The following is a 21502-nucleotide window of genomic DNA, read 5'->3' as shown; positions in this document are numbered from 1 at the left end:
GGCCGCCGTAAACGGCGTTCAAATTGGCTAAACCAATTTGTCCTTGCTCACCCCAGTCACTTACCTGAGTAAGCTCCTGAGGATGAAATGAGAGACATCCTGTCTCTCACCGAAGGCCAGCCGTTGGCTGGTCAAATTCGTTCCCGACGAATTTGTCGCGCCGTTGCCGCGTTACAAGGCCATAAATGGGCCTTGCCCTAAAGGGTCAACGCAGAGCGTTGTTCAAAACGCTTAACGTTTTGTCATGCAACTCGAATTATTTAGGGTATATAAGGTGAAAATGAATTAATGCTCGTCGCGTAAAGCTGAAGCCACGCGGTTGCGGCCTTCCTGTTTGGCTTGATACAGAGCCTCATCCGCGAGCTTGAAGGTTCGCTCGATCGACATATCGCTGGTACCCGGTTCCCATAGGGCAACACCTAATGAGATGGTGATATTGCCCACGACAGGTATCGTGGATTCCTGCGTGCGTTGGCGTAATCGTTCAGCAATGTTGAGAGCCTCATTCAGGCTGGTTTCGGGCAACAATATCAGAAACTCTTCACCGCCGCTGCGGCACAGGATGTCAGCATCGCGCGAGCTGGTGCGAATAAGCTGTGATAGATAGCGAATGACGGTATCCCCTACGTCGTGACCGTGGGTGTCATTGATGCGTTTGAAGCGGTCGATATCGAGCGCGATGACCGCAAAGCTTTTTTGCCCCATCTGCCAGTAGCGGAGAACGCTATCCAACCCGCGGCGATTGAGCAGTTCGGTCATCGGGTCTGAGTGTGCCTCAGAGCGTAATTTACCAATTTTGCGCTGCAATAAATCGATACCCAGCAACATGGCCTGCTTGAGCTGAGAGGCCTCAAAATACCAAGAGTGGATGTTTCTGATATCGTCGGAAACATCCGTCGCATCCATCTTATTGGCGCTGCGTGCCAGCAGCCAGAGAGGCTGCGCGATGAGCCGGGCAAGTAGCCAGACGCACAAGATTGTGAGCAGCGCGAGCGGAAGCGTATGACGCAGAACATTCAGCATCAGTCCATCCAGTGGTTTCAGCGTGATGTCCGTTGGGCGAAGCGCCACAATCTCCCATTGTGAGGTAGATTCCACGGCGTAACCCGCTAACATTTGTTCACCCAGATAGTTCACCATATGCTGGCTACCATTATCTTCGCGCTGTGCATCGATCTTCAGATCGTTGGTTTCTACTTTACCAATACGCTCCATATCGCGGTGATACAGCATCCTTCTGTTTCTATCGGTGACATAAATATAAGAGCCGTCGCGGTAATAGTGTTTATCTAGTAGCGTATTAAGAACGCTGGGCTGCTTAAGATAGATCGATCCGCCGATAAACCCTTTGTAACGGCCATCCCGTGTAAAGATCGGCGACGATATCAGCACGATAAAGTTATTGGCGGCAGACATGTAGGGCTGGCTGATGAGAGGTCGCTTTTCTTTCAAGGCGTCGAGTGCGCCGTCTGTTGTCAGGTTTCTCCCGATTAATTGGAACGTATCGGGTGACGTGGCTCTGACGATACCTTTTTCATCTGCAATGACGACAGAGTTGAAGTTGCTGGTCTGTAACCGCAGGCGGTCAGCTTCTTTTAGCAGACTAACCTTGTCATCCATTTGGGAAGCGACGATGTTTGCGCTGTAGGCTAACTGTTGCTGAGATTCTTTAAAGAAAGAATGGGTCATTGCCGCAAGTTTGGCGGCGTAGACGCGATTGGCTTCAAGTGTGTTATCAATCAGAAGCTCTCGCTGGACGCGATAGCTGGCGTAAAAGCTGTTTGCCAGCGTCACTAATGCGCTTGCCACTGCCAGTAAGAGGATAAGACGTCGTAGCCCGAAATGATTGAGTAGTTTAAAAAACATAGTGGCAGAGCGGCACAGTGGCAAAAAATGACCGCTATCATAAGTGTTGCTGCCTGTCGGTGCAAAAGAATTGACCAGCAATCAGGAGTTGACGGCTTCTGCTATGATCCAGACAATCTTTGTTTTTATAAAGTACGGGTAGGTTTTATGGAAGCGTGGCTGGATCATCTGGTTACTCAATCACTCGCGTATTCACTGATCGCCGTCATGCTGGTTGCTTTTCTGGAATCTCTGGCTCTGGTGGGGCTGTTGTTGCCGGGCACGGTCATGATGGCAACGCTGGGGGCGCTGATCGGCAGTGGACAAATGGGGCTGTACCCGGCGTGGGCAGTTGGAATTATCGGTTGCCTGCTAGGAGACTGGATTTCCTATTTTATTGGCATACGTTTTAAGACTCCGCTGCATAACTGGTCTTTCCTGAAAAAGTATCAGGCATTACTAAGTAAAACTGAATATGCTTTGTATCAACATCCAATGCCGACAATATTGATTGGGCGCTTTGTCGGCCCTACGCGGCCATTAATCCCGATGGTGGCGGGGATGCTGGGGCTACCGCCTTATAAATTCGCGGTGCCGAATATCATCGGCTGCCTGCTGTGGCCACCGGCCTATTTCTTACCCGGTATTCTGGCTGGGGTGGCGATTGATATTCCCGCAGGGACGAACAGCGCGGGCTTTAAGTGGTTATTACTGGCAACGGCCATCGTGGTATGGGTCGCAGGCTGGTTAAACTGGCGCTGGTGGCGCAGCGATAAGCGTAAACATCATGATTGGTTTAGCAGAAAGATACCGCTCAGACGCCTGCGTTGGGTCGCTCCAGCGATATCTGTATCGGCGGCTGCATCGTTGGTCGTGCTGGTTCAGCACCCGCTGATGCCGGTTTACCGGCACCTGCTATGGCAGGTGTTGAACGGGTGAGATTGGGCAGGCCGGGAAAGACCCGGCCACGCCATTTAGCAGTAAAACTCGGCGACCTGCTCAAAAATACGCATTTCTTCACCGTGACGACGAACCTGAAGGACATCCTCCAGCTTTTCTACCTGACTGATCATTTGCTGTAGCCGCTGGTCATCTTTAACCAGTAGCCAGATTCGGCTTTCTTCACCGTTTGCCAGCGGCATACACAGAATGCCTTCTACGTTAAATGCCCGGCGGGCAAACAGTCCGCAAACGTGTGACATCACGCCGGGGTGGTTGCGCACAGAGAGTTCTAGCGTGACCTGATTTGAAATTGGCTGAGTTGACGAAGTTAGTTGAGTTGACATAGTCATTAATCTCCGATCATATCGATGTTCGCTGCGCCCGGTGGCACGATGGGTAAAACTTTCTCATTGGCGTCAATAAGTACGTGGATCAGCGCCGGGCCTGGCTGGTTGAGCGCCTCTTGCAGGGCAGCCTGTGGATCGGCTGCGGCGTTCAGATCGCAGGTTGCAAAGCCGAAACCGGCGGCAATCGCGAGGAAATTGGTACTGTAACGGTAATCGGCAGCGAAGATGCGCTGCTGGAAAAACATATCCTGCTGCTGGTGAACCAGACCCAGTGACTGGTTGTTCATCAGGACGATTTTTACGTTGAGCCCTTCTTCTGCCGCGGTCGCCATTTCCTGAATATTCATCATCAGGCTGCCATCACCCGAGAAGCACACTACGGTGCGTTCCGGTTCGGCCAGCGCGGCACCAATCGCCGCAGGCAGGCCAAAGCCCATCGTGCCAAATCCACCAGATGTCAGCCACTGACGTGGACGACGCAGTGGATAGGACTGAGCCACCCACATTTGATGTTGGCCGACATCGGTGGTGATGATGGCATCATCCGTCAGCGCCTGCGCCGTGGCCTGCACCAGACCATAATGGCTTAACGGATCGTCAGCATTCGGCATGCTGAACGGGAATTCCTGTTGCAGACTGCTAACGGTTGCACGCCACACGTCACGCTGCTGCGACGTAATATGCGGCAGCAACTGATCCAGTGCCTGTGCAACGTCGGCATTGATCGCCACATGTGGCTGGCGGATCTTGCCCAGTTCTGCCGGATCGATGTCGATGTGGATGATGCTGGCCTGCGGGCAAAACTGCTCTGCTTTACCAATCGCGCGATCGTCAAAACGCGCACCCAGCACAATTAACAAATCCGCCTGCTGTAAGATCAGATTGGTTGATCGTGCGGCGTGCATGCCGAGCATACCCAGCGACAGAGGATGATCGACAGGCATTGAGCCCAGGGCCATCAGCGTCATGGTGGTTGGCAGGCTGGAACGTTCTGCCAGTTGAACCGCCTGCTCGTGCGCAGCGCTGCTAATGATCCCACCGCCCAGATAGAGAACCGGACGCTGCGCCGCGTTAATCATAGCCGCTGCTCGCTCTATGTCCTGCTGGGCGATAGCGGGGGGCGTATCGAGAGGAAAGACGCCCGGCAATTCGCTCAGTTCAATGGTTGCGTTCTGAATATCTTTTGGAATATCGATCCACACCGGTCCGGGACGGCCCGACTGCGCGATGCGAAACGCTTCTGGGATCACGTGCGGCAGTTCGCTGATGTCACGCACCAGATAATTATGCTTAGTGACGGGGATTGAGATGCCGTAGGTGTCGACTTCCTGAAACGCATCGGTGCCGATCATGCCGGAAGGCACCTGACCGGTGATGCACACCAGCGGGATGGAATCCAGCTTGGCATCGGCAATGGCAGTGAGCAGGTTGGTTGCTCCTGGGCCGCTGGAGGCCATACAAACGGCGGCTTGCCCACTGGCGCGCGCCATGCCTTGTGCCATAAATCCCGCCCCTTGTTCATGGCGGGCCAGAACGTGGTGAATCGTCTTACTTTGACCCAGTGCATCATATAACGGCAGAGCTGCGCCGCCTGGAATACCCGCTACGGTGGTGATGCCCTGCTGTTCGAGCAGCCGAACAATCAACTGAGCGCCTGTATAACGCATGTTTACATCCTTCATCAGGGCCGGTGCGGTGTCGGAGCGGGGAGGGTAGAAACAAGAAACCCCGCTCGGCTGGCGCCGGCGGGGTTTGAGAATCTTCGATTCGGAACCCGTTACGGCGCGCTGCCGACGACGACCACGACCACCACGCGCACGACGACGACCGCGTCAACATGCGCGGTGCTTAGTAGTGCTGAAGTGGAAGAAGAGTAGTGCGTCACGGGAATCCTATTTATGTTCTAGTGAATTATTTATGGCCGAATGTTGTGTTCGAATGAGTTATTCACTCGCCAACTCATATAAGCACAGCAGTACAAAAAGACACAATACCTACAAGGGATAAAAACTGAATATGTCGAATTGGTCACAGTATATTGAAAATTGCACGGTGTGATTACCGCTTGATTTTTCGCCGAAAAACCAGAGAAGCGTGACTGTTTTCACAATTGGAACAGGGTTTCAATGTTATAAATTATAAAATAATCATTGGGATAGTGGGTGGTGATAAATGGGTGTGTCCCGAGTGGTAGGGAAAGGGGTATTGAGCGGTATCTTACTGATGGCAATGGGTATCGGTCAGGCAATGTCCTGTCAGGCTGGCCCTGCTAATGAGTGGAAACGGGGTATTGAACAGCAGCGTCAGGCGGATTTGGGCAACGGCTGTTATCTCAATCCGATTATTGCGGGCGATCATCCAGATCCCACGATTATCAAGGATGGTGCCGATTACTACATGACGTTCTCGTCCTTTGACGATATCCCCGGACTGCTGATTTGGCACTCGCGCGATTTAGTTAACTGGCAGCCGATTGGCCCGGCGATCACGACGCCCGTTGACGCGATCTGGGCGCCGGATTTGGTGAAACACGACGGCAAATATTATATCTACTTCACCACAAACCGGATTATCGACGCCAAAGGAACGAAAAAGAAAACGCTGTATGTGATTACTGCCGATGATATTCACGGCCCGTGGACGCCGCCGAAGGATACGGGCTTGAAAAATCCGGCCAGCGATCCCGGTCATGTGGTGGGAGAGGACGGTAAACGTTACATCTTTATGTCTGGCGGCAATCGCGTGCAGTTAACCGATGACGGGCTGTCGACGGTCGGTGACATGGAAGTGGTTTATCAGGGATGGCAGTACCCGGAAGAGTGGGATGTGGAAAGCTTCTCGCAGGAAGGGCCGAAGATGCTGCGCCACGGCGACTATTTCTACATGGTGCTGGCGGAAGGCGGCACGGCGGGGCCACCAACGGGGCATATGGTGATTGCCGCGCGATCGAAATCGATCAACGGGCCGTGGGAAAACTCACCGCATAACCCGATTATCCGCACGCAAGATCGTTCTGAAAAGTGGTGGTCACGCGGCCACGCAACGCTGATCGAAGGACCGGATAAAAATTGGTACATGGTGTATCACGGTTATGAAAATGGCTTTATGACGCTGGGACGGCAGGCGATGCTGGAGCCGATCATCTGGGGAGACGATGGCTGGTTTACGTCTGCTGGCTTTGATACCGGTAAACCGATTCGCAAACCGGCAGGGGGCGAAGCGGTGCCGCACGGTATCGGCTGGTCTGATAGCTTTACCGATGAAAAATTTCCAGCCCGCTGGCATTTCTACCGCGCCAATGCGGAAGAGCTGAAACGGGTTACGCTCAGCGACGGCAAGCTGCACCTGAAGGCAAAAGGAACGTCGCCGAAAGACAGCGCACCGCTGACGATGATCCCTGGCGATCAGGCCTATCAAATTGAGGTCACGGCGAACTTTGCCCCTGGATCGCAGGCTGGTTTACTGCTGTTCTACAACGCGAAGCTGTATGTCGGGTTGTCGTTTAATCAGGATGGCACCGTCATGCACCGCTATGGGTTGGAAAGGGCGGAGAAGAAACTGCCGCACATCACAGGCAATGAGGTGCAAATTCGGATGAAAAACGATCGCCATATCGTGACGTTTTATACCCGAACCTCGGATCAGGAGCCGTGGAAGAAGTATCCGGTGCAGATGGAAGTGTCTGGCTACCATCACAACGTCGCGTATGACTTCCTCAGTCTGCGGCCTGCCCTGTATGCTTCAGGCGAAGGCGAGGTGACGTTCAGTAACCTGCGCTATCAGGCTTTGCCTTGATTCCCCGGTCTTAAGACGAGCGTGAAATGCCCAGGATGGTGGCGGCTTCGGCGCTGCCATCCTGTAGCGCCTGAGTCGATCCATCATAATAAATCTGCCCGTCCACGATCAGCACCGTGCGTTTTGCGATCCGCATGGCATCATCCAGATTGTGAGACACCATCAGCAGCGTGAACTGACGCTCCTGACATACGCTTTCAACCAGATCGAGCATCTCCTGACGCAGTGCCGGATCGAGTGCTGAAAACGGTTCATCCAACAGCAGAATCGGTTGATGACGTACCAGACAGCGTGCCAATGCCGCGCGCTGACGTTGCCCGCCGGAAACCTGCGACGGTAACCGATCCAGAAGATCTGCCAGACCAACCCGATCGGCGATCTGCCGTAGCGTTTCACGCTGTGCGGTACTGAGCCGTAGACCGGGGTGCAACCCCAGCGCGATGTTCTGCCCAATCGTCAGGTGAGGAAACAGGTTGTTTTCCTGAAATAGAATAGAAACCGGTCGTTTAGCGGGGGGCGTTTCGCGGTGGGGAGCGCCGTTAAGCCGTAATTCGCCGCTGTCTGCCATCAGGAAACCGGCAATCAGATTCAGCAGTGTGCTTTTCCCAGCGCCGCTGGGGCCGAGGATGGCGATGCGCTCACCCGGTTTGACGTGAAAATCAAAGCGCATAGGCAAGTGCTGATAGAAGTAGGTCAATTTCTCAAGCGCGATCATGACGGCCTGCCAGTTTCTCAATCAGGGTAAATAACATAAAGCACAGCAGCATCAACAACAGTGCCGTGACCGCACCGTCGGCGCTGCGATAGGAACCAATTTGCTGATACAGATAGAACGGCAACGTACGGAACTGCTCATTGCCGAACAGTGCGATGACGCCGAAGTCGCCGATAGACAATACGCAGGCAAAGGCCAACGCCTGCGCTAACGGCTGCTTCAGGGCGGCAAGTTCGATTAGCTTCAGCCTTTGCCAGCCGCGAATATCCAGCGATGTACAGAGCCGATTGTAGCGTTCGGCAACGTCCAACATCGGGTTTTCCAACACCTTAATGGCATATGGAATTGCCATCAGCGCATTCGTGAACACGACCAGCGCATAGGGGGATTGTGGCAGCCCGATGCTGTTATTCAGCAGCAGAAAAAAGCCAGTTGCCAGCACAATACCGGGCATGGCGAGGATGAGCATCCCGCTCAGGTTCATCAACTGCCCGTAGAGTGGCTTCTGGCGTAACTTGAGTTCGCGGCTGCTCCAGAGCAGCATCATGGTTAACACCAGACACAGGAGCCCAGCGCCTAGGGCAATGCGCAGCGAAGTAAACAGCGTTTGCCAGAGTACGGGCTGTTGCAGCACGGTAACCAGCGAGCGGTTCACGCCATCAACCACCACGGCTAGCAAAGGGGGAATGACCAGCAGCAACAGCGCGCCAATCATCAGGCCATCGGTGAGGCGGCTTAAGGCGCTATCTTGCGGGTTGCGCCATGAAAGCTGCTGCGTACTGCCGACAGGCAGAATTCGTCCCAGCCGCTGACTCAGCAGCACCAAACCGAGACAGCAAACCATCTGAATTAACGCCAGCAGTGCCGCGCGTGCCGGATCGTAATCAAAGCTCAATGCCTGATAGATAGCCAGCTCAATCGTGGTCGCCTGCGGGCCACCGCCCAGTGATAGAACTGTGGCAAAGCTGGCAAAGCAGAGCATAAAAATTAGCGCGCCAGTGGGTAAAATTTGCCTGCGCAGGGCGGGCCACTCCAACAGACGGAAATGTTGCCAGCTATTCATGCCCAGATTGGCGGCTAACTGGCGCTGCTCGGTGGCGATGCCTTCTAAGGATTGCAATAGCAGTCGGGTTGCCAGCGGCAGGTTGAAGAAGACGTGTGCCAGCAAAATACCTTGCAGTCCGTAGGGTGAAAACGTGTATTTTAGGTCGAACCAGCCCAATGCAGAGGCCAGCCAGCCTTGTCGGCCATAAACGCTGAGCAGGCCAAAAACGGCCACCAGTACGGGCAACACCAGCGTCATCGCGCACAGGCGCAGCAACCAGCGATGGCCGGGGAAGCGCCGTCGGTACAGCGCTCTGGCGAGGAAAATCGCAGGAACGGTAGAAAACAGCGCAGAGAGAAAGGCCTGCCAGAAGGTAAACCGAATGACATGCCAGAGATAGCTGTCATGCCATAGCGTGCGCCACTGGCTTTCTGGTGCCTGTATCCACAGCGCGCCGAAAGCCAGTACGGCAACGGAAATTAACAACGTGGTGGCCAGTAGCCCTGGCCACAGACGTCCGCCGATTAGTGGCTGACGGCGCGTTGCCATGCCTGAATCCACTGCGTCCTTTGGTCGGCAACGTCTTGTGCGCTGAACTGCATCGCTTTCTCAGGCACGGCGAGCGTTGCGAAGCCTGCAGGCAGTTCGGTTTTCACCGCCGGATACATCCAGTTTGTCGTAGGGATAGCCTGCTGGAAGGTTGGGCTCAGGATGAACTGCATAAAGCGTTTTGCCAGCTCGGGGTTTTTGCTGGAAGCCAACTGCCCGGCGATTTCAATTTGCAGATAATGTCCTTCGCTAAAGGTCGCCGCTGCGTAGCTGTCTTTCTTCTCTTCGATGATGTGGTAGGCCGGCGATGTCGTGTAGCTCAACACCAGATCGGCTTCCCCTTTCAGGAACAAACCATAGGCTTCGCTCCAGCCTTTGGTGACGGTAACGGTTTTTTTCGCTAGCTTCTGCCAGGCTTGCGGCGCATCGTCGCCGTAAACTTTCTGCATCCACAGTAGCAGGCCCAGCCCCGGTGTGCTGGTGCGCGGGTCTTGATAGATCACTTTCCACGGCGTGTTGCTGTCCACCAGCTCATGCAGGCTTTTCGGCGGGTTCTTCAGCGTGTCTTTGTTATACACAAAGGCGAAATAGCCGTAGTCGTAAGGAACGAACGTTTTATTGTTCCAACCGCCCGGCACCGTGACGGTGCTGGTGTCCTGACCGTGTGGCGCAAACAGACCGGTTTGCTCTGCGGCCTGCAACAAATTGTTATCCAGCCCCAGAATGATGTCCGCTTTACTGTTTTTTCCTTCCATACGCAGGCGATTTAGCAGCGATGCACCATCTTCCAGCGCGACGAAATTCAGCTCGCACGCGCACTCTTTTTCAAACGCGGTCTTGATGACGGGCCCCGGGCCCCATTCGGAAGCGAATGAGTCATAGGTATAAACGGTAAGCGCGGGCTTGGCGAAAGCGGATGCTGAGAGCAGTAACAAACAAGGTAGGCTGGTTTTCAGCACGGTGGCTGAACGGTGTAAGAATTGATTTAACACTTTGCACTCCTGAGAATCATAGGGTGGCAAAGGACTTCGAGGCAGCATAAGCCGCACTCTCAAATCCCTTCGCCGGTATTAACCGGATCAGGTTCGACGGGTATCTTCTCAGCGAAAAATTTTCCGCACCCCGTTGAGAACGGCTCATTGTAAAGGGTTAAGTCCGGCAGTGAAAGGCTCTCAGCGTTCCGGCGGCGCAAACCACGCGGATTTAAAATCAAACCAGCCCAGCATATTCATTCTGACGCCGCGCATGCTGCGCTGCCCTTGAAGTTGCAGCCAGTGATGCAATAACGGATGCAGTTGCCCGCTTTTGATGAGTTTTTCACTCCATTCTGCCATTGGGAGCGAGTGATTACGCCACTGTTGTGCGTCGGTATCCAGGTCGTCGTTCAGACAATGTTGCACCAGCGGCAGCTCATAGAGCATGGCGAACAGAGAGAATTCGAGCGGCAGATAACAATTCAGGCTACCAAACCAGATATCGCTTTCGGCATTGCCCTGATACCAATCTTCGTAGCTGATGGTCTGAACATGTAGAGTGACACCCTGTTGCGCCAGCAGCGTGCGCATAATCTCGCTTAATATCCGGTACTCTGGGTGCTCCTGATAGAACGTGAGCGTGACGTCGGTCAGCCCTTTTGGCATCGACTGTGGCGTGTCAGGGTGATGGTGATGCCAGCGCGGCAGCAGGCTATAGGCTGGCGACCAATCGCGTTGGTTGCTGATATTGGCGTGGTTGAGCAGCGAAATAGGATTAAATACCTGCCTGAGCCATTGCTGAGCCTCTGGGCGCTTGTTCAGCGGTGAACGTTTGTCGAACAACAGGAAATAACCGCCTTCTTCCATCCGGCTTTCCAACTGTTCGTGACGAGAATTGTCTGACTGGAATTGGACGGAGACGGGCATTTCCTCCGGTTCGTCCGGCAAGACCCAGATGTTGACCTCATCAATCAGCGCTCGATAGCCAAAATAGTCATCGAAAGCGCGGATCTTCAATTGGCTGCTGTTATTGCGCACCACGGCGTAAGGGCCGGTGCCAATCGGGTGTTGGGCGAAATTCGGCAGTGTTTGCCACTCTTGCGGCAGGATCATGGCATGCACGCTGGCCAAAAGCCACGGCAACCACTTATCTGGGCTGCGTAAGCGGATATCAATCACAAACGGCATCGGTGAGGTCACGGCTTCGATATGTGAGAAGAGCGGAAGCGGCGCGAGGCGCGATAACGATAGGGTGATGTCATCCATCGTGAGTTCACGACCGTGATGGAAGCGGATGGCTGGACGCAGATAAAAGCGCCAGTGCAGAGGAGATAGGCTCTGCCAGTGATGAGCTAGATCGGGTTTCAGTTCCCCATTTTCCTCATTTATATTGGTCAGTCCGCTGAATATTTGCCTCGCAATGTGCATTTCTGAGCGTCGTAGTGCTGAACTGGGTAATAAATTGCGTAACGGGCGGTAATAGAGGATGCGCAGAATATGCTTCCCTTGCCGGAAACTTCGCCCAAGGTGGGCGAGTAGCATCTGGCGCACCGCTTCTTTGTCACCCACCAACTGCACCAACTGCTCAATACGATCCTGTTCCAGTAAATCTTCGGCACGCTGTTGCTGTAGCGCTAATCCGGTATAGACAAAGGAGAGCTGTGAACGTTTTCCTCGCCCGGCCTCTGCCTGCCAGATGAGCCAGCCTTCTTGTTGCATTGCGTTCAATAACGAACGGATGTGGCGGCGTGAGCAGTTCAACACCCCGGTTAGCTCTTGCAGCGTGGTATCGGTGGTTTGCCCCTGAAAGTGTTGCCACAGGCGGATGAACTGTTGTTGCAATCGAGGGGAAGACATAAAAGAGGAACTCCCTACACTAAAGTCATCAATTTATCTTTCCCTATATTACGTCGATACTTTCTAGCAAGGAAAGAGAGGAGGTGGATCATGACAATTTCCCGTTTGTCCCAGTTCTATCGAACCTATCTATCGACGTGTAAAGCGAAGTGGTTGCGATGGATGTCTACCCAGCAGCGCGTTGCCTTATTGCAGCAGGCGACGCAGTGGCACCTAAACGAAATGTCTGATGAAGAGTATCGTCATTGGCTCTAGGTGGTGTGAGGAAACGTATTCTGAGTAAAACAATGTATTCTGAGTAATGGTGATGTTTCACCAGCCAGCGAGTTTTCTCGCTGGCTTTTTTTATGGCGTTTACCTGCCACCCTACTACGGATCGTCGCGTCATTTTTTGGCTATTGCGGAGAGCTTGCGTGACGAAGTGGCATCAGCGGCGCGGTTCACGTAATGACTTGTTCACGTAATGGCTTACCTTCGCTGAGCAGTGCACAATAGCGTGCTAATTCATCCTGTTGGCGGGCATTTCGTATCTGTAAGGCCAGATTAATCGTGGCAAGCTCCCGAGCGTTGTCGGCTAACGATTGTGGGATTTTTTTTTGTTTGGCCAGCCAGTCTGCGACATCGCTCCACTCCCACAGCGGTGATGTGCCGCGTAAACGTTGGACTGGGGAGGGGAAATCGCCTGCGCCACGTTTTCCATCTTTGAGAAGCGCAATCGCCTGACGCGACATCGTAGACAAGGCTGCGATATCACTGATCCCAACCCAGACTGCATCAACGGAGTGGACTCTGGCCTGGATACCTGCTGACTCGATGTCATGAATAGCGCTGATGACCGCGGTAGAAAAACGGGGGCTTTCTCGATCAAATTCGAGATAGACGGCGCTGCCATAGAAGCAGATCAACGCGTCGTCGCAGCCGCTGGCAAAAAGTGCATCTTCCAGCCCAGCCGTATCTGCGCAAACGCCCGCTAGCGTGAGAGAAAAGTGATACGTTGTCATAAATTCCTCGGTAAGCCGTATATATCTTTTATTTTTTCAGTATTGTCAGGCAGTTATCGACGTTACGGCGGATCTGCTTTGCATGATTTTCCGGGATTGATGGCGTGGACCAAATGCTCATCATATGAGTGCTGTGGTCCGGCGTGCCGCAGATAAGCCTGCCAAATGCATGCCCGTTGCTGGGATAAAACGCCAGCCCTGCGCTAATGCATATTCAATGGCTGCCTGAATATGCTTGTTTGGGTGTTTTTTCATCTATATACGGTCATGGTATGTTTGTTTGTTGACGAGTGTCAACATTGGTGTTGATCAAGAATGAAATATACCCGCTTATTTCACTGGCTATTGAATGGCGTGGCGAGCCTGCGTGTGGCTTCGCAAAAGCAGGTTGAAAGGAAGAGGAAGAATACATTTCAGAGAACCGTATTCAGATATTACTAACGTAACGTTTAATACCCAATATTGAATGTTAGGGTGAAATCTATTGTCATTAAAATTAAACAATTCTATGAATGTGTTTCTATACTAATAAGATGCTGTAACGCAAAAGTCTTAATTCGGATTATTCACTAACTCTATGTAATAGTTCATGTTATGAATGATTTTTAATTGAAGAAATTATCGTTAAAATGACGTTTTTTCGTGATGGTGATCTTATTGATAAAATTATTTTTCATGGGTTACTATTTTTTTTCTTGCATTTAACGCAGATTATCACAATCTTTAATTAATATGTAACATGTAGTGGCGTTTTATTTTTTCTTGCTTACCTGAAATTTACTTCACAGCAACCTTCTGAATAACTCGACGGATGTAAAAATGAGCGATGTACCGTATCAGTCAATAGCGCTTTACGAAAAGCCAGAATCCTGGCAGTCCACCCCTGGGGTACATAACATTAAGCTGACGCCTCTCTTTGTTGTTGTTTTTTCTGGTGTTTTATTGCTCTTCGCTCTGGCTGTGGCGACGTCGTCCTATTTTTTGAAGCAAGCGGAATTGTCATTAAATGAATCAACGCTGGAATTGAACGTCCGGATGGAGTTAGTTGATAGCGCGAATCATATGCGTGCGGCACGTATGAATCTGTTGCATGCCGTGAACCACTTACATAATGGCCTTACGAACAATTACAACGCCAGTATGAAAGCCGCCGAAGAACGGCTGATGATGTCGCAACAAATGTTTAACGGATATCAAAATAGAGCGGTTCGCGCTGACGTTGAACAAGCACGTGATAATGAATTGAAAGCGCGTTATAGCGATTATGTTGAGCGGGGTATCAAGCCCATGTTTGATATCGCGAAACGGGGCAATGTTGACGAACTCAATGCGTTTGAGTCGACAACCCTGTCTAAGCTGGACGATGAGTATGACGTACCGCTGAAAGCGTCTTATCTTTATCGGGTTGAGATGGCAAAAAATATTAATGTGACGGCCGAAAGACATTCAACGTTGGGATATACGCTGATGACAGGGGCGTTTATTCTTGCCATTGTGCTAACTGGTATGACGTTCTTATTAATTCGTCGGGTCATTATTAATCCAGTGCAGTATTGGGTGTCGCGCATACAGGCTATCGCGCAGGGGGATTTGACGCGCACGAGCGTGGATGTGGGAAGAAATGAAATCGGCATTTTGGGGGGAAATATCCAGCAAATGCAGGATTCACTCTCCGAAACGGTTGGATCGGTGCGTGATAGTGCGGAGTCGATCCATAGTAGTTCGACGAAAATCGCCGTTGGTAACACAGACTTATCCGCTCGAACGGAACAGCAGGCTGCGGCACTGGCGGAAACAGCAGCCAGCATGGAGCAACTTACCGCAGCGGTGAAGCAGAATACCGATAATGCGCATCATGCCAGTGAGGTAGCGACGGAGACGTCTTCCAAGGCCGTAAACGGTGGCAATATTGTTGAACAGGTGGTGGATTCTATGGCTGGTATTGCCAAGAGTTCAGACAAAATCTCTGAGATTATCGCGCTCATTAATGGGATTGCATTCCAGACTAATATTCTAGCGCTGAATGCGGCAGTTGAAGCAGCCAGAGCAGGCGAGCAGGGCAAAGGATTCGCGGTGGTGGCAGGAGAAGTGCGTAGCCTGGCACAGCGTTCGGCTAACGCCGCAACGGAAATTGCCGCGTTGATTAAAGAATCCGAAACCAGAGTAACAGAAGGTACGACGCTGGCATCTGAAGCGGGTAAAGCGATGGCTGAGATTGTCGCTGAAATTAATAACGTTACCCGAATCATGAATGAGATCGCGCTGGCTTCCGATGAGCAAAGCAGCGGTATCAATCAGGTGTCGTTAGCAATATCAGAAATGGATCGGGTCACGCAACAAAATGCGACGCTGGTGTTGGAGGCCTCCTCATCAGCCGCATCTCTGGAGCAGCAGGCTGAGCGGTTAAATCTTGGCGTGTCCCGTTTTCACCTGATGTAGCCCCCTGACGGTAAAAAAAGAAAGTACCATTGATGGCCAGCGACGTTGTCGCTGGCTTTTTTTCGGTGCGCCGAGCATGGCGCGTAGTGCCTTGACAGGCGCTGTCTGTTGACTGTGGTGGTTAACAGACGACTTGGAGGTGCAAGTCCTCTACACACCCGGTAAGGGGAAGTGTTAGCTGAACGGCAAGGGTGTTCACCGTGAGGTGAAATCTGAAGGAAGCTGAAAGCAAAATGCGGGTCTGACGAACAGGAAGCGGTTCAGGCGGCACAGCGGGGTAAGGCGGCCGATATCGTCAACGCCCAATACTTACACGGAACGCTGTGACGTAGAGCCGACAGACATATGCAGGAAGGTCACGCGAATTACCTCGGGAGCTCTGCCATTCTGCCACTGTGCTACCAATATCGAGAGGTGTTGGGAGGGAATGTCAGAAGTCAGCCGACGCCGTAGTAGTACTCATTGACCAGGAGCACGAAGGGCTGAACAGGTTAACCGTAATTAGGACACGGATACTCGATGTCGATTAATGATGCACAAGGGCAGAACATTGCCGCCATCAGTCAGGGCTGCGGACAGAATCCGCGAGCGCAACGTAGTGGTGCTGAAATCGACACGGCGGTCAGTGGGCGAACGAAAGCGGAAGTGCCGTTGACAATCGAAACGGTGACAGAGAGCCAATATGATGCTGGCCTATCAGCGCGTGGTGGAAAACAAAGGTGCGGCAGGGTAGATAATCTCAGCGTGTCAGCGTTAAAGCCGTGGCTGAAAGAAAACTGGGCAAGCATCAAAAGTGCATTGATGACAGGACATTATCCGCCCCGCGCGATACGTAAAATGGACATCCCAAAGCCAGATGGCGGCGTGAGAACATTAGGTATCCCGACGGTAGCAGACAGACTTATCCAACAAGCGATAGCGCAGAAGCTGAGCGCTATCGTCGACCCGACCTTCTCAAATTCCAGTTATGGCTTCCGCCCGGCACGCAACGCATGGCAGGCAGTGCGTCAGGCACAAACAGGTTCGCTTAAAAGTGGCAGGCAGTAGTGTAGCGAGGTTAAAGGAAAAGCTGCGCAGTCTGACGACAGGGCATAACTCGGCGTCAATCCAGAGTGTCATCAATAAACTGAAACCGCTCCTCAGAGGCTGGATAAGTTACTTCCGATACACCGAGGTGAAAGGGGTACTGGAGGAAATAGATAGCGGGATAAACAGGAAGTTGCGTTGCCTGCTGTGGCGGCAATGGAAGCGTCCAGGCACGCGAGCGAAGAAGTTAATGCAAGCGGGTTTAACGGAAGAAAGGGCGTGGCGTTCAGCGAGCAACCAACGAGGAGCGTGGTGGAACGCGGGAGCGAGGCATATGAATCAAGCGATTAAAGTCTCGTGGCTAAGGAAGGCGGGCTTGCTATCACTACTCGAAGAACACAGGCAGTTCCAGAGTTAACCTGAACCGCCGTATACGGAACCGTACGTACGGTGGTGTGAGAGGACGGCGGGAGCGATCCCGCCTCCTACTCGATCTGTTTTTTTCCAGCATGGGGATGTTAATCCGTTTCTGATAGAATCAGTGAAACAGGTACACCGTTTCTGGATGATGAAGATCGCTTATTTTTCTTCTCTGCCTGAGCAATTTTGTACAAATGACAAGAGGGTTAACGCGTGCATAAAAAGCTGGTTGCGCAAGAGCAGACAAATTTCAGACACCTGGAGGCACTCGGTGGTCTGGATATGTTGCAGGCGCAGTACTACCAGCAACGCTTTCCTCGTCATGTTCATGATACCTATTGCATCAGCGTGATTGAACAGGGCGCTCAGCGCTTTTATCGCTCTGGTGCGGAGCACGTTGCGCCTAAAGGTGACATCATTTTGGTGAATGCAGACGATGTGCATACGGGAAGTTCCGAGGTAGAAACCGGCTGGGCCTATCGAGCCATTTATCCTCATCCTGACCTTTTTCGCTCAATTAATCAGGATCTTCAACGCGAAAAGGATTCCATTCCGTGGTTTCCTGACGCTGTGGTGCACGATCCAGGATTGGCGGAACAACTGCTCATGACCTTCAATATGCTTGCTCAGCCGGGCAATATGCTATTGAAAGAAACGCTGCTGTTGTCGTCATTAACCTGGCTGACGATGCGCTATAGCAAGACTCGTCTTACGCCACAGACGCTACCTGTTTCGACCCAAAATATATTGAATGTTAAAGCGTTTATGGACGGCTATCCTGAGAGAGAACTCGCCCTTGTTGAACTGGCAGAACTTGCCGAGCTTAGCGTATGGCACTTCTTACGGCAGTTTAAGGCCGTTGTCGGTATCACACCCCACGCTTATTTGATTCAAGCGCGCTTGCGTAAGGCGAAAGATCTACTGCGTAAAGGCAACACGATTCTTGATGTTTCGGTACAGTGTGGTTTTACCGATCAGAGCCACTTCCACCGTCATTTCAAAAATTCGTTGGGGCTGACGCCGGGCGAGTTTGCTAAAGGCAACGTATAACCCGTCTACTTCAAGTTGCCTGTGCGTTGTTCAAAACGTTAACGTTTTGTCCTGAAACTCGAATTATTTAGGATATTAATAGGCTCGTTCTCTATTCCGAGTCACAGCAAATTTATCCAATACTGTTAAAAACCGTTCTGTTAGTTTTCCGCTATCGATTTATTTATGGTAGCGCAATGTTATATGGAAAACACCGTAGCCCGTTCATCGTCGGAATCAAAAGATACGATTAGCCCGTGGAAGCATTTTATGACCGGCGTGGTTGAAATGCTTCCGCTCTGTTTGTCCGTGGTGCCATGGGGAATTCTCGCTGGTTCTATGGCTATCCAATCGGGATTATCTGTCGGGCAAAGTATCGGGATGTCCGCGATTATTTTTGCGGGAGCTGCGCAATTAGTCTCGCTAGGATTGCTCATGTCTGGGGCGAATGTCGCGACGCTATTAATCTCTGTTTTCTTTATCACCGCACAGCACCTGATATATGGCCTGACGCTGCGGGAATATGTTTCAACCTTGAGATTAAGAAAACGGCTGCCTATCGGTTTTTTATTGTCAGATGAGCTTTTTGCGCTGAGTGAAAAGAAAGATAGAAAGAACAACGTTAGTACCAGCTATTTAATTGGTGCGGGTTTCACCTTTTATATTTTTTGGAATATCTTCAGTATTCTTGGCGTGGTCATGGCGTCATCTGTACCCGATTTGGATAAGTATCACCTTGATTACTCTATCGTGGCTACGTTCATTACCATCGTTGTACCGATGATAAAAAAGATCAGTACCTTTTCTGGTGTTCTGTTCTCTCTATTTCTTTCAATGCTATTGACCTATTTCAAGATAGAAGGTGCCATCGCTATTGCTGGTGTCGGTGGTATGTTTTTCTCTGTATTCATTGCGTCCGTGCTTAAGGAAGAAAAATGAGTTGGTTATTGATATTCGTTCTGGCGGGGATCGTATTTTTTAATCGTTATATTTTCCTCGAACCCGCCGTGCCGGTAAAAATCCCCGTTTTACTGCATCGTGCATTAAAGTATTCTGCGCCATGTTTACTCACCGCGATTTGTGGGCCGATTATTTTAATGGAACACGGCGTGATTCGCGCCTTTCCTGATAACCCGTATTTTCTCGGCGCGATAGTGAGTGTCGTGATTTCATTCTTTATCAGAAATATAGTAGTCGCGGTGCTCTTGAGTATGCTGGCTTTCTATATGATTGCCGCCTTGCTTTAGCGCTTAATTTAAAAAAGAAAAAGCCCGCAATAAAGTGCGGGCTCAGACTGTTGATAAACCTATTTGCCGAACGAAAACGGGAGTAACGGAATAGAAGAGTAAAGCGTTTGCGCCATGGATGGCGCAAGCCGAGCGCACATGGATGTGTTTACAGCGTCTTTACGATCTATCCGTTACTGCCGCTAGGTGGACTTTGTCAGCCCCGAAGCCCGCAGGGAAGTGTGCGGGCTTCGGGCTATCTGTAATCTTGAATCAGTTCAAAAATGCAGGCTGATTCTTTTCATACTCGGTAATCGATGCTTCGTGTTGCAGCGTCAGGCCGATACTGTCTAATCCGTTGATCATGCAGTGACGACGGAAGCTGTCGATTTCAAATGGATAGCTTTTGCTGCCTGCCTGAACGACCTGATTTTCCAGATCGACGGTGAAGTTAATGCCTTCTTGACCATCAACCAGTTTGAACAGTTCGTCTACTTCTTCGTCGCTCAACTTCACTGGCAGCAGTTGGTTGTTAAACGAGTTGCCGTAGAAGATATCGGCAAAGCTTGGGGCGATAACGACTTTGAAGCCGTAATCGGTCAGCGCCCACGGCGCGTGCTCACGGGAAGAGCCGCAGCCGAAGTTTTCGCGCGCCAGCAGGATGCTTGCCCCTTTGTATTGTGGCTTGTTCAGCACAAACTCAGGGTTGGGCTGTTGGCCGGCGTCGTCCAGAAAACGCCAGTCGTGGAACAGATGTTGGCCGAAACCGGTACGCGTCACCTTTTGCAGAAACTGCTTGGGGATAATGGCGTCGGTATCGACGTTAGCGGCATCCAGAGGAACCACCAGACCTGTGTGTTGAGTAAATTTAGCCATGTCGGTTTCTCTCTTAATTCAACTCGCGGACGTCGGCAAAGCGACCCGTCACCGCAGCAGCAGCAGCCATTGCCGGGCTGACCAAATGGGTACGACCCGCGCGGCCCTGACGGCCTTCAAAGTTACGGTTACTGGTTGATGCACAACGCTCGCCAGGGTTCAGGCGGTCATTGTTCATCGCCAGGCACATGGAACAGCCCGGTAAGCGCCACTCAAAACCTGCTTCGATGAACACTTTATCCAGCCCTTCCAGCTCAGCCATGGTTTTTACCGGGCCGGAGCCGGGTACGACGATGGCCTGAACGCCAGCCGCGACTTTACGCCCTTTGGCGATTTCTGCCGCTGCGCGTAAATCTTCGATACGCGAGTTGGTACAAGAACCAATGAAGACTTTATCGATCTTCACGTCGGTCAATTTAATGCCGGGTTGCAGATCCATATACGCCAGCGCTTTAGCGGCAGAGGCGCGCTCTACCGGATCGCTGAAAGAATCAGGGTTAGGGATTTCCTGATTGACGGCGATAACCTGACCGGGGTTGGTGCCCCAGGTGACCTGCGGTGCAATCTGCGCGGCGTCCAGTGTGACGATCGTGTCGAACTGCGCGTCATCATCGGATTTCAGCGTGCTCCAGTACGCAACGGCGGCGTCCCAGTTGGCGTCTTTCGGTGCAAATTGGCGGCCTTTCAGATAGTTGAAGGTGGTTTCATCCGGTGCAACCAGACCTGCCTTCGCCCCCATCTCGATGGCCATGTTGCACAGCGTCATACGGCCTTCCATGCTCAGCGCCCGAATGGCTTTGCCACAGAATTCAACCACATGGCCGGTGCCGCCCGCGCTACCCGTTTTACCGATGATCGCCAGCACAATATCTTTCGCGGTGATGCCGTGTGCAGCATCACCGGTGACTTCAATCTTCATGGTTTTAGCACGACCCTGTTTCAGGGTTTGCGTCGCCAGCACATGTTCCACTTCTGATGTACCGATACCGAAAGCCAGTGAACCAAATGCGCCGTGCGTTGCGGTGTGTGAATCACCGCAGACGATGGTCATACCCGGCAGCGTCATCCCTTGTTCTGGGCCGATAACGTGAACGATACCCTGATTCGGGTGGTTCAGGTCATACAGTTGAACGCCGAATTCCGCACAGTTCTTGATTAACTCTTGCATCTGAATGCGAGCCATCTCACCGCTGGCATTGATGTCTTTGGTCTGTGTGGATACGTTGTGGTCCATGGTTGCAAAGGTTTTCCCCGGCTGACGAACCTTGCGGCCCATCGCACGCAAGCCGTCGAATGCCTGTGGGGAAGTCACTTCGTGTACCAGATGCCTGTCGATATACAGCAGCGGTGTTTCGTTCGGCGCTTCATGAACGATGTGTGCGTCGTACAGTTTTTGATATAACGTCTTACCCATGG

General features: G+C 51.9%; 18 protein-coding genes, 2 pseudogenes and 1 riboswitch. Of the genes and pseudogenes, 8 read left to right on the top strand and 12 right to left on the bottom strand.

Annotated elements, in window-relative coordinates; genetic code table 11:
* Positions 1-285 precede the first annotated feature (285 nt).
* On the bottom strand, positions 286-1866 hold the full coding sequence (locus E2566_RS18190; RefSeq protein ID WP_107169245.1) for a sensor domain-containing diguanylate cyclase: 1581 nt from the start codon (positions 1864-1866) through the stop codon (positions 286-288).
* A 147-nt stretch (positions 1867-2013) separates the two neighbouring features.
* On the opposite strand from E2566_RS18190, the gene E2566_RS18185 reads away from it, so the two are divergent.
* Complete coding sequence (locus E2566_RS18185) at positions 2014-2784, top strand: DedA family protein (RefSeq protein WP_107169178.1); 771 nt, start codon at positions 2014-2016, stop codon at positions 2782-2784.
* Positions 2785-2819: 35 nt separating this feature from the next.
* Here E2566_RS18185 and ilvN read toward each other — a convergent pair whose 3' ends face one another.
* From ilvN to E2566_RS22055, 3 genes are all read right to left on the bottom strand, one after another.
* Positions 2820-3131 (bottom strand): acetolactate synthase small subunit, encoded by a 312-nt coding sequence (ilvN, locus tag E2566_RS18180; protein WP_107169244.1) that lies wholly within the window; start codon positions 3129-3131, stop codon positions 2820-2822.
* A 5-nt stretch (positions 3132-3136) separates the two neighbouring features.
* Positions 3137-4801, bottom strand: coding sequence for an acetolactate synthase large subunit (ilvB, locus tag E2566_RS18175; protein ID WP_165800646.1), 1665 nt, complete (start codon positions 4799-4801; stop codon positions 3137-3139).
* 110 nt (positions 4802-4911) lie between these two features.
* Complete coding sequence (locus E2566_RS22055) at positions 4912-5019, bottom strand: ilvB operon leader peptide IvbL (RefSeq protein ID WP_015731251.1); 108 nt, start codon at positions 5017-5019, stop codon at positions 4912-4914.
* 287 nt (positions 5020-5306) lie between these two features.
* On the opposite strand from E2566_RS22055, the gene E2566_RS18170 reads away from it, so the two are divergent.
* The gene (locus E2566_RS18170; protein WP_107169176.1) at positions 5307-6929 is read left to right on the top strand and encodes a family 43 glycosylhydrolase; all 1623 of its coding nucleotides are present in this window, start codon (positions 5307-5309) and stop codon (positions 6927-6929) included.
* A 10-nt stretch (positions 6930-6939) separates the two neighbouring features.
* Here the strand turns inward: E2566_RS18170 and thiQ are convergent, their stop codons facing one another.
* The 4 genes from thiQ to sgrR form a co-directional block, all read right to left on the bottom strand.
* Complete coding sequence (gene thiQ / locus E2566_RS18165; protein ID WP_107169175.1) at positions 6940-7644, bottom strand: thiamine ABC transporter ATP-binding protein ThiQ; 705 nt, start codon at positions 7642-7644, stop codon at positions 6940-6942.
* On the bottom strand, positions 7631-9238 hold the full coding sequence (gene thiP / locus E2566_RS18160; RefSeq protein WP_107169174.1) for a thiamine/thiamine pyrophosphate ABC transporter permease ThiP: 1608 nt from the start codon (positions 9236-9238) through the stop codon (positions 7631-7633). The genes thiQ and thiP overlap by 14 nt, the downstream gene beginning before the upstream one ends.
* Complete coding sequence (gene thiB / locus E2566_RS18155) at positions 9214-10197, bottom strand: thiamine ABC transporter substrate binding subunit (RefSeq protein ID WP_165800647.1); 984 nt, start codon at positions 10195-10197, stop codon at positions 9214-9216. Before thiB ends, thiP begins: the two co-directional genes overlap by 25 nt.
* 79 nt (positions 10198-10276) lie before the next feature.
* Positions 10277-10373, bottom strand: a riboswitch (TPP riboswitch).
* A gap of 37 nt (positions 10374-10410) precedes the next feature.
* A complete protein-coding gene (gene sgrR, locus E2566_RS18150) occupies positions 10411-12069 on the bottom strand; it encodes an HTH-type transcriptional regulator SgrR (RefSeq protein ID WP_107169172.1) in 1659 nt (552 codons plus the stop codon).
* Positions 12070-12159: 90 nt separating this feature from the next.
* On the opposite strand from sgrR, the gene sgrT reads away from it, so the two are divergent.
* A complete protein-coding gene (sgrT, locus tag E2566_RS18145) occupies positions 12160-12324 on the top strand; it encodes a glucose uptake inhibitor SgrT (protein ID WP_107169171.1) in 165 nt (54 codons plus the stop codon).
* 185 nt (positions 12325-12509) lie between these two features.
* On the opposite strand, the gene E2566_RS18140 is transcribed toward sgrT, so the two are convergent.
* Complete coding sequence (locus tag E2566_RS18140; protein ID WP_107169170.1) at positions 12510-13070, bottom strand: helix-turn-helix transcriptional regulator; 561 nt, start codon at positions 13068-13070, stop codon at positions 12510-12512.
* 28 nt (positions 13071-13098) lie between these two features.
* A pseudogene (locus E2566_RS21915) lies at positions 13099-13325 on the bottom strand (hypothetical protein).
* Positions 13326-13889: 564 nt separating this feature from the next.
* On the opposite strand from E2566_RS21915, the gene E2566_RS18130 reads away from it, so the two are divergent.
* The 5 genes and pseudogenes from E2566_RS18130 to E2566_RS18110 all read left to right on the top strand — a co-directional run bounded on the left by E2566_RS18130 (position 13890) and on the right by E2566_RS18110 (position 19231).
* Positions 13890-15509 carry a methyl-accepting chemotaxis protein gene (locus E2566_RS18130; RefSeq protein ID WP_107169169.1) on the top strand — a complete coding sequence of 540 codons (1620 nt, stop codon included), beginning with the start codon at positions 13890-13892 and terminating at the stop codon, positions 15507-15509.
* Between the two features lie 519 nt (positions 15510-16028).
* Positions 16029-16953: pseudogene (locus tag E2566_RS21910) on the top strand (group II intron maturase-specific domain-containing protein).
* Between the two features lie 215 nt (positions 16954-17168).
* Positions 17169-18005 carry an AraC family transcriptional regulator gene (locus E2566_RS18120; RefSeq protein WP_107169251.1) on the top strand — a complete coding sequence of 279 codons (837 nt, stop codon included), beginning with the start codon at positions 17169-17171 and terminating at the stop codon, positions 18003-18005.
* A gap of 183 nt (positions 18006-18188) precedes the next feature.
* Positions 18189-18923 carry an AzlC family ABC transporter permease gene (locus E2566_RS18115; protein WP_107169252.1) on the top strand — a complete coding sequence of 245 codons (735 nt, stop codon included), beginning with the start codon at positions 18189-18191 and terminating at the stop codon, positions 18921-18923.
* A complete protein-coding gene (locus E2566_RS18110; RefSeq protein WP_107169253.1) occupies positions 18920-19231 on the top strand; it encodes an AzlD domain-containing protein in 312 nt (103 codons plus the stop codon). Before E2566_RS18115 ends, E2566_RS18110 begins: the two co-directional genes overlap by 4 nt.
* A gap of 252 nt (positions 19232-19483) precedes the next feature.
* Here E2566_RS18110 and leuD read toward each other — a convergent pair whose 3' ends face one another.
* Both leuD and leuC read right to left on the bottom strand, forming a co-directional pair.
* Complete coding sequence (leuD, locus tag E2566_RS18105; RefSeq protein WP_107169254.1) at positions 19484-20086, bottom strand: 3-isopropylmalate dehydratase small subunit; 603 nt, start codon at positions 20084-20086, stop codon at positions 19484-19486.
* Positions 20087-20099: 13 nt separating this feature from the next.
* A complete protein-coding gene (gene leuC, locus E2566_RS18100) occupies positions 20100-21500 on the bottom strand; it encodes a 3-isopropylmalate dehydratase large subunit (RefSeq protein ID WP_107169255.1) in 1401 nt (466 codons plus the stop codon).
* Positions 21501-21502: the final 2 nt, after the last annotated feature.

The organism is Pectobacterium punjabense (genome assembly GCF_012427845.1).
Lineage (GTDB): Bacteria > Pseudomonadota > Gammaproteobacteria > Enterobacterales > Enterobacteriaceae > Pectobacterium > Pectobacterium punjabense.
Note: the sequence above shows the minus strand (reverse complement) of the source record. Positions and strands in the feature narration are given on the sequence as shown.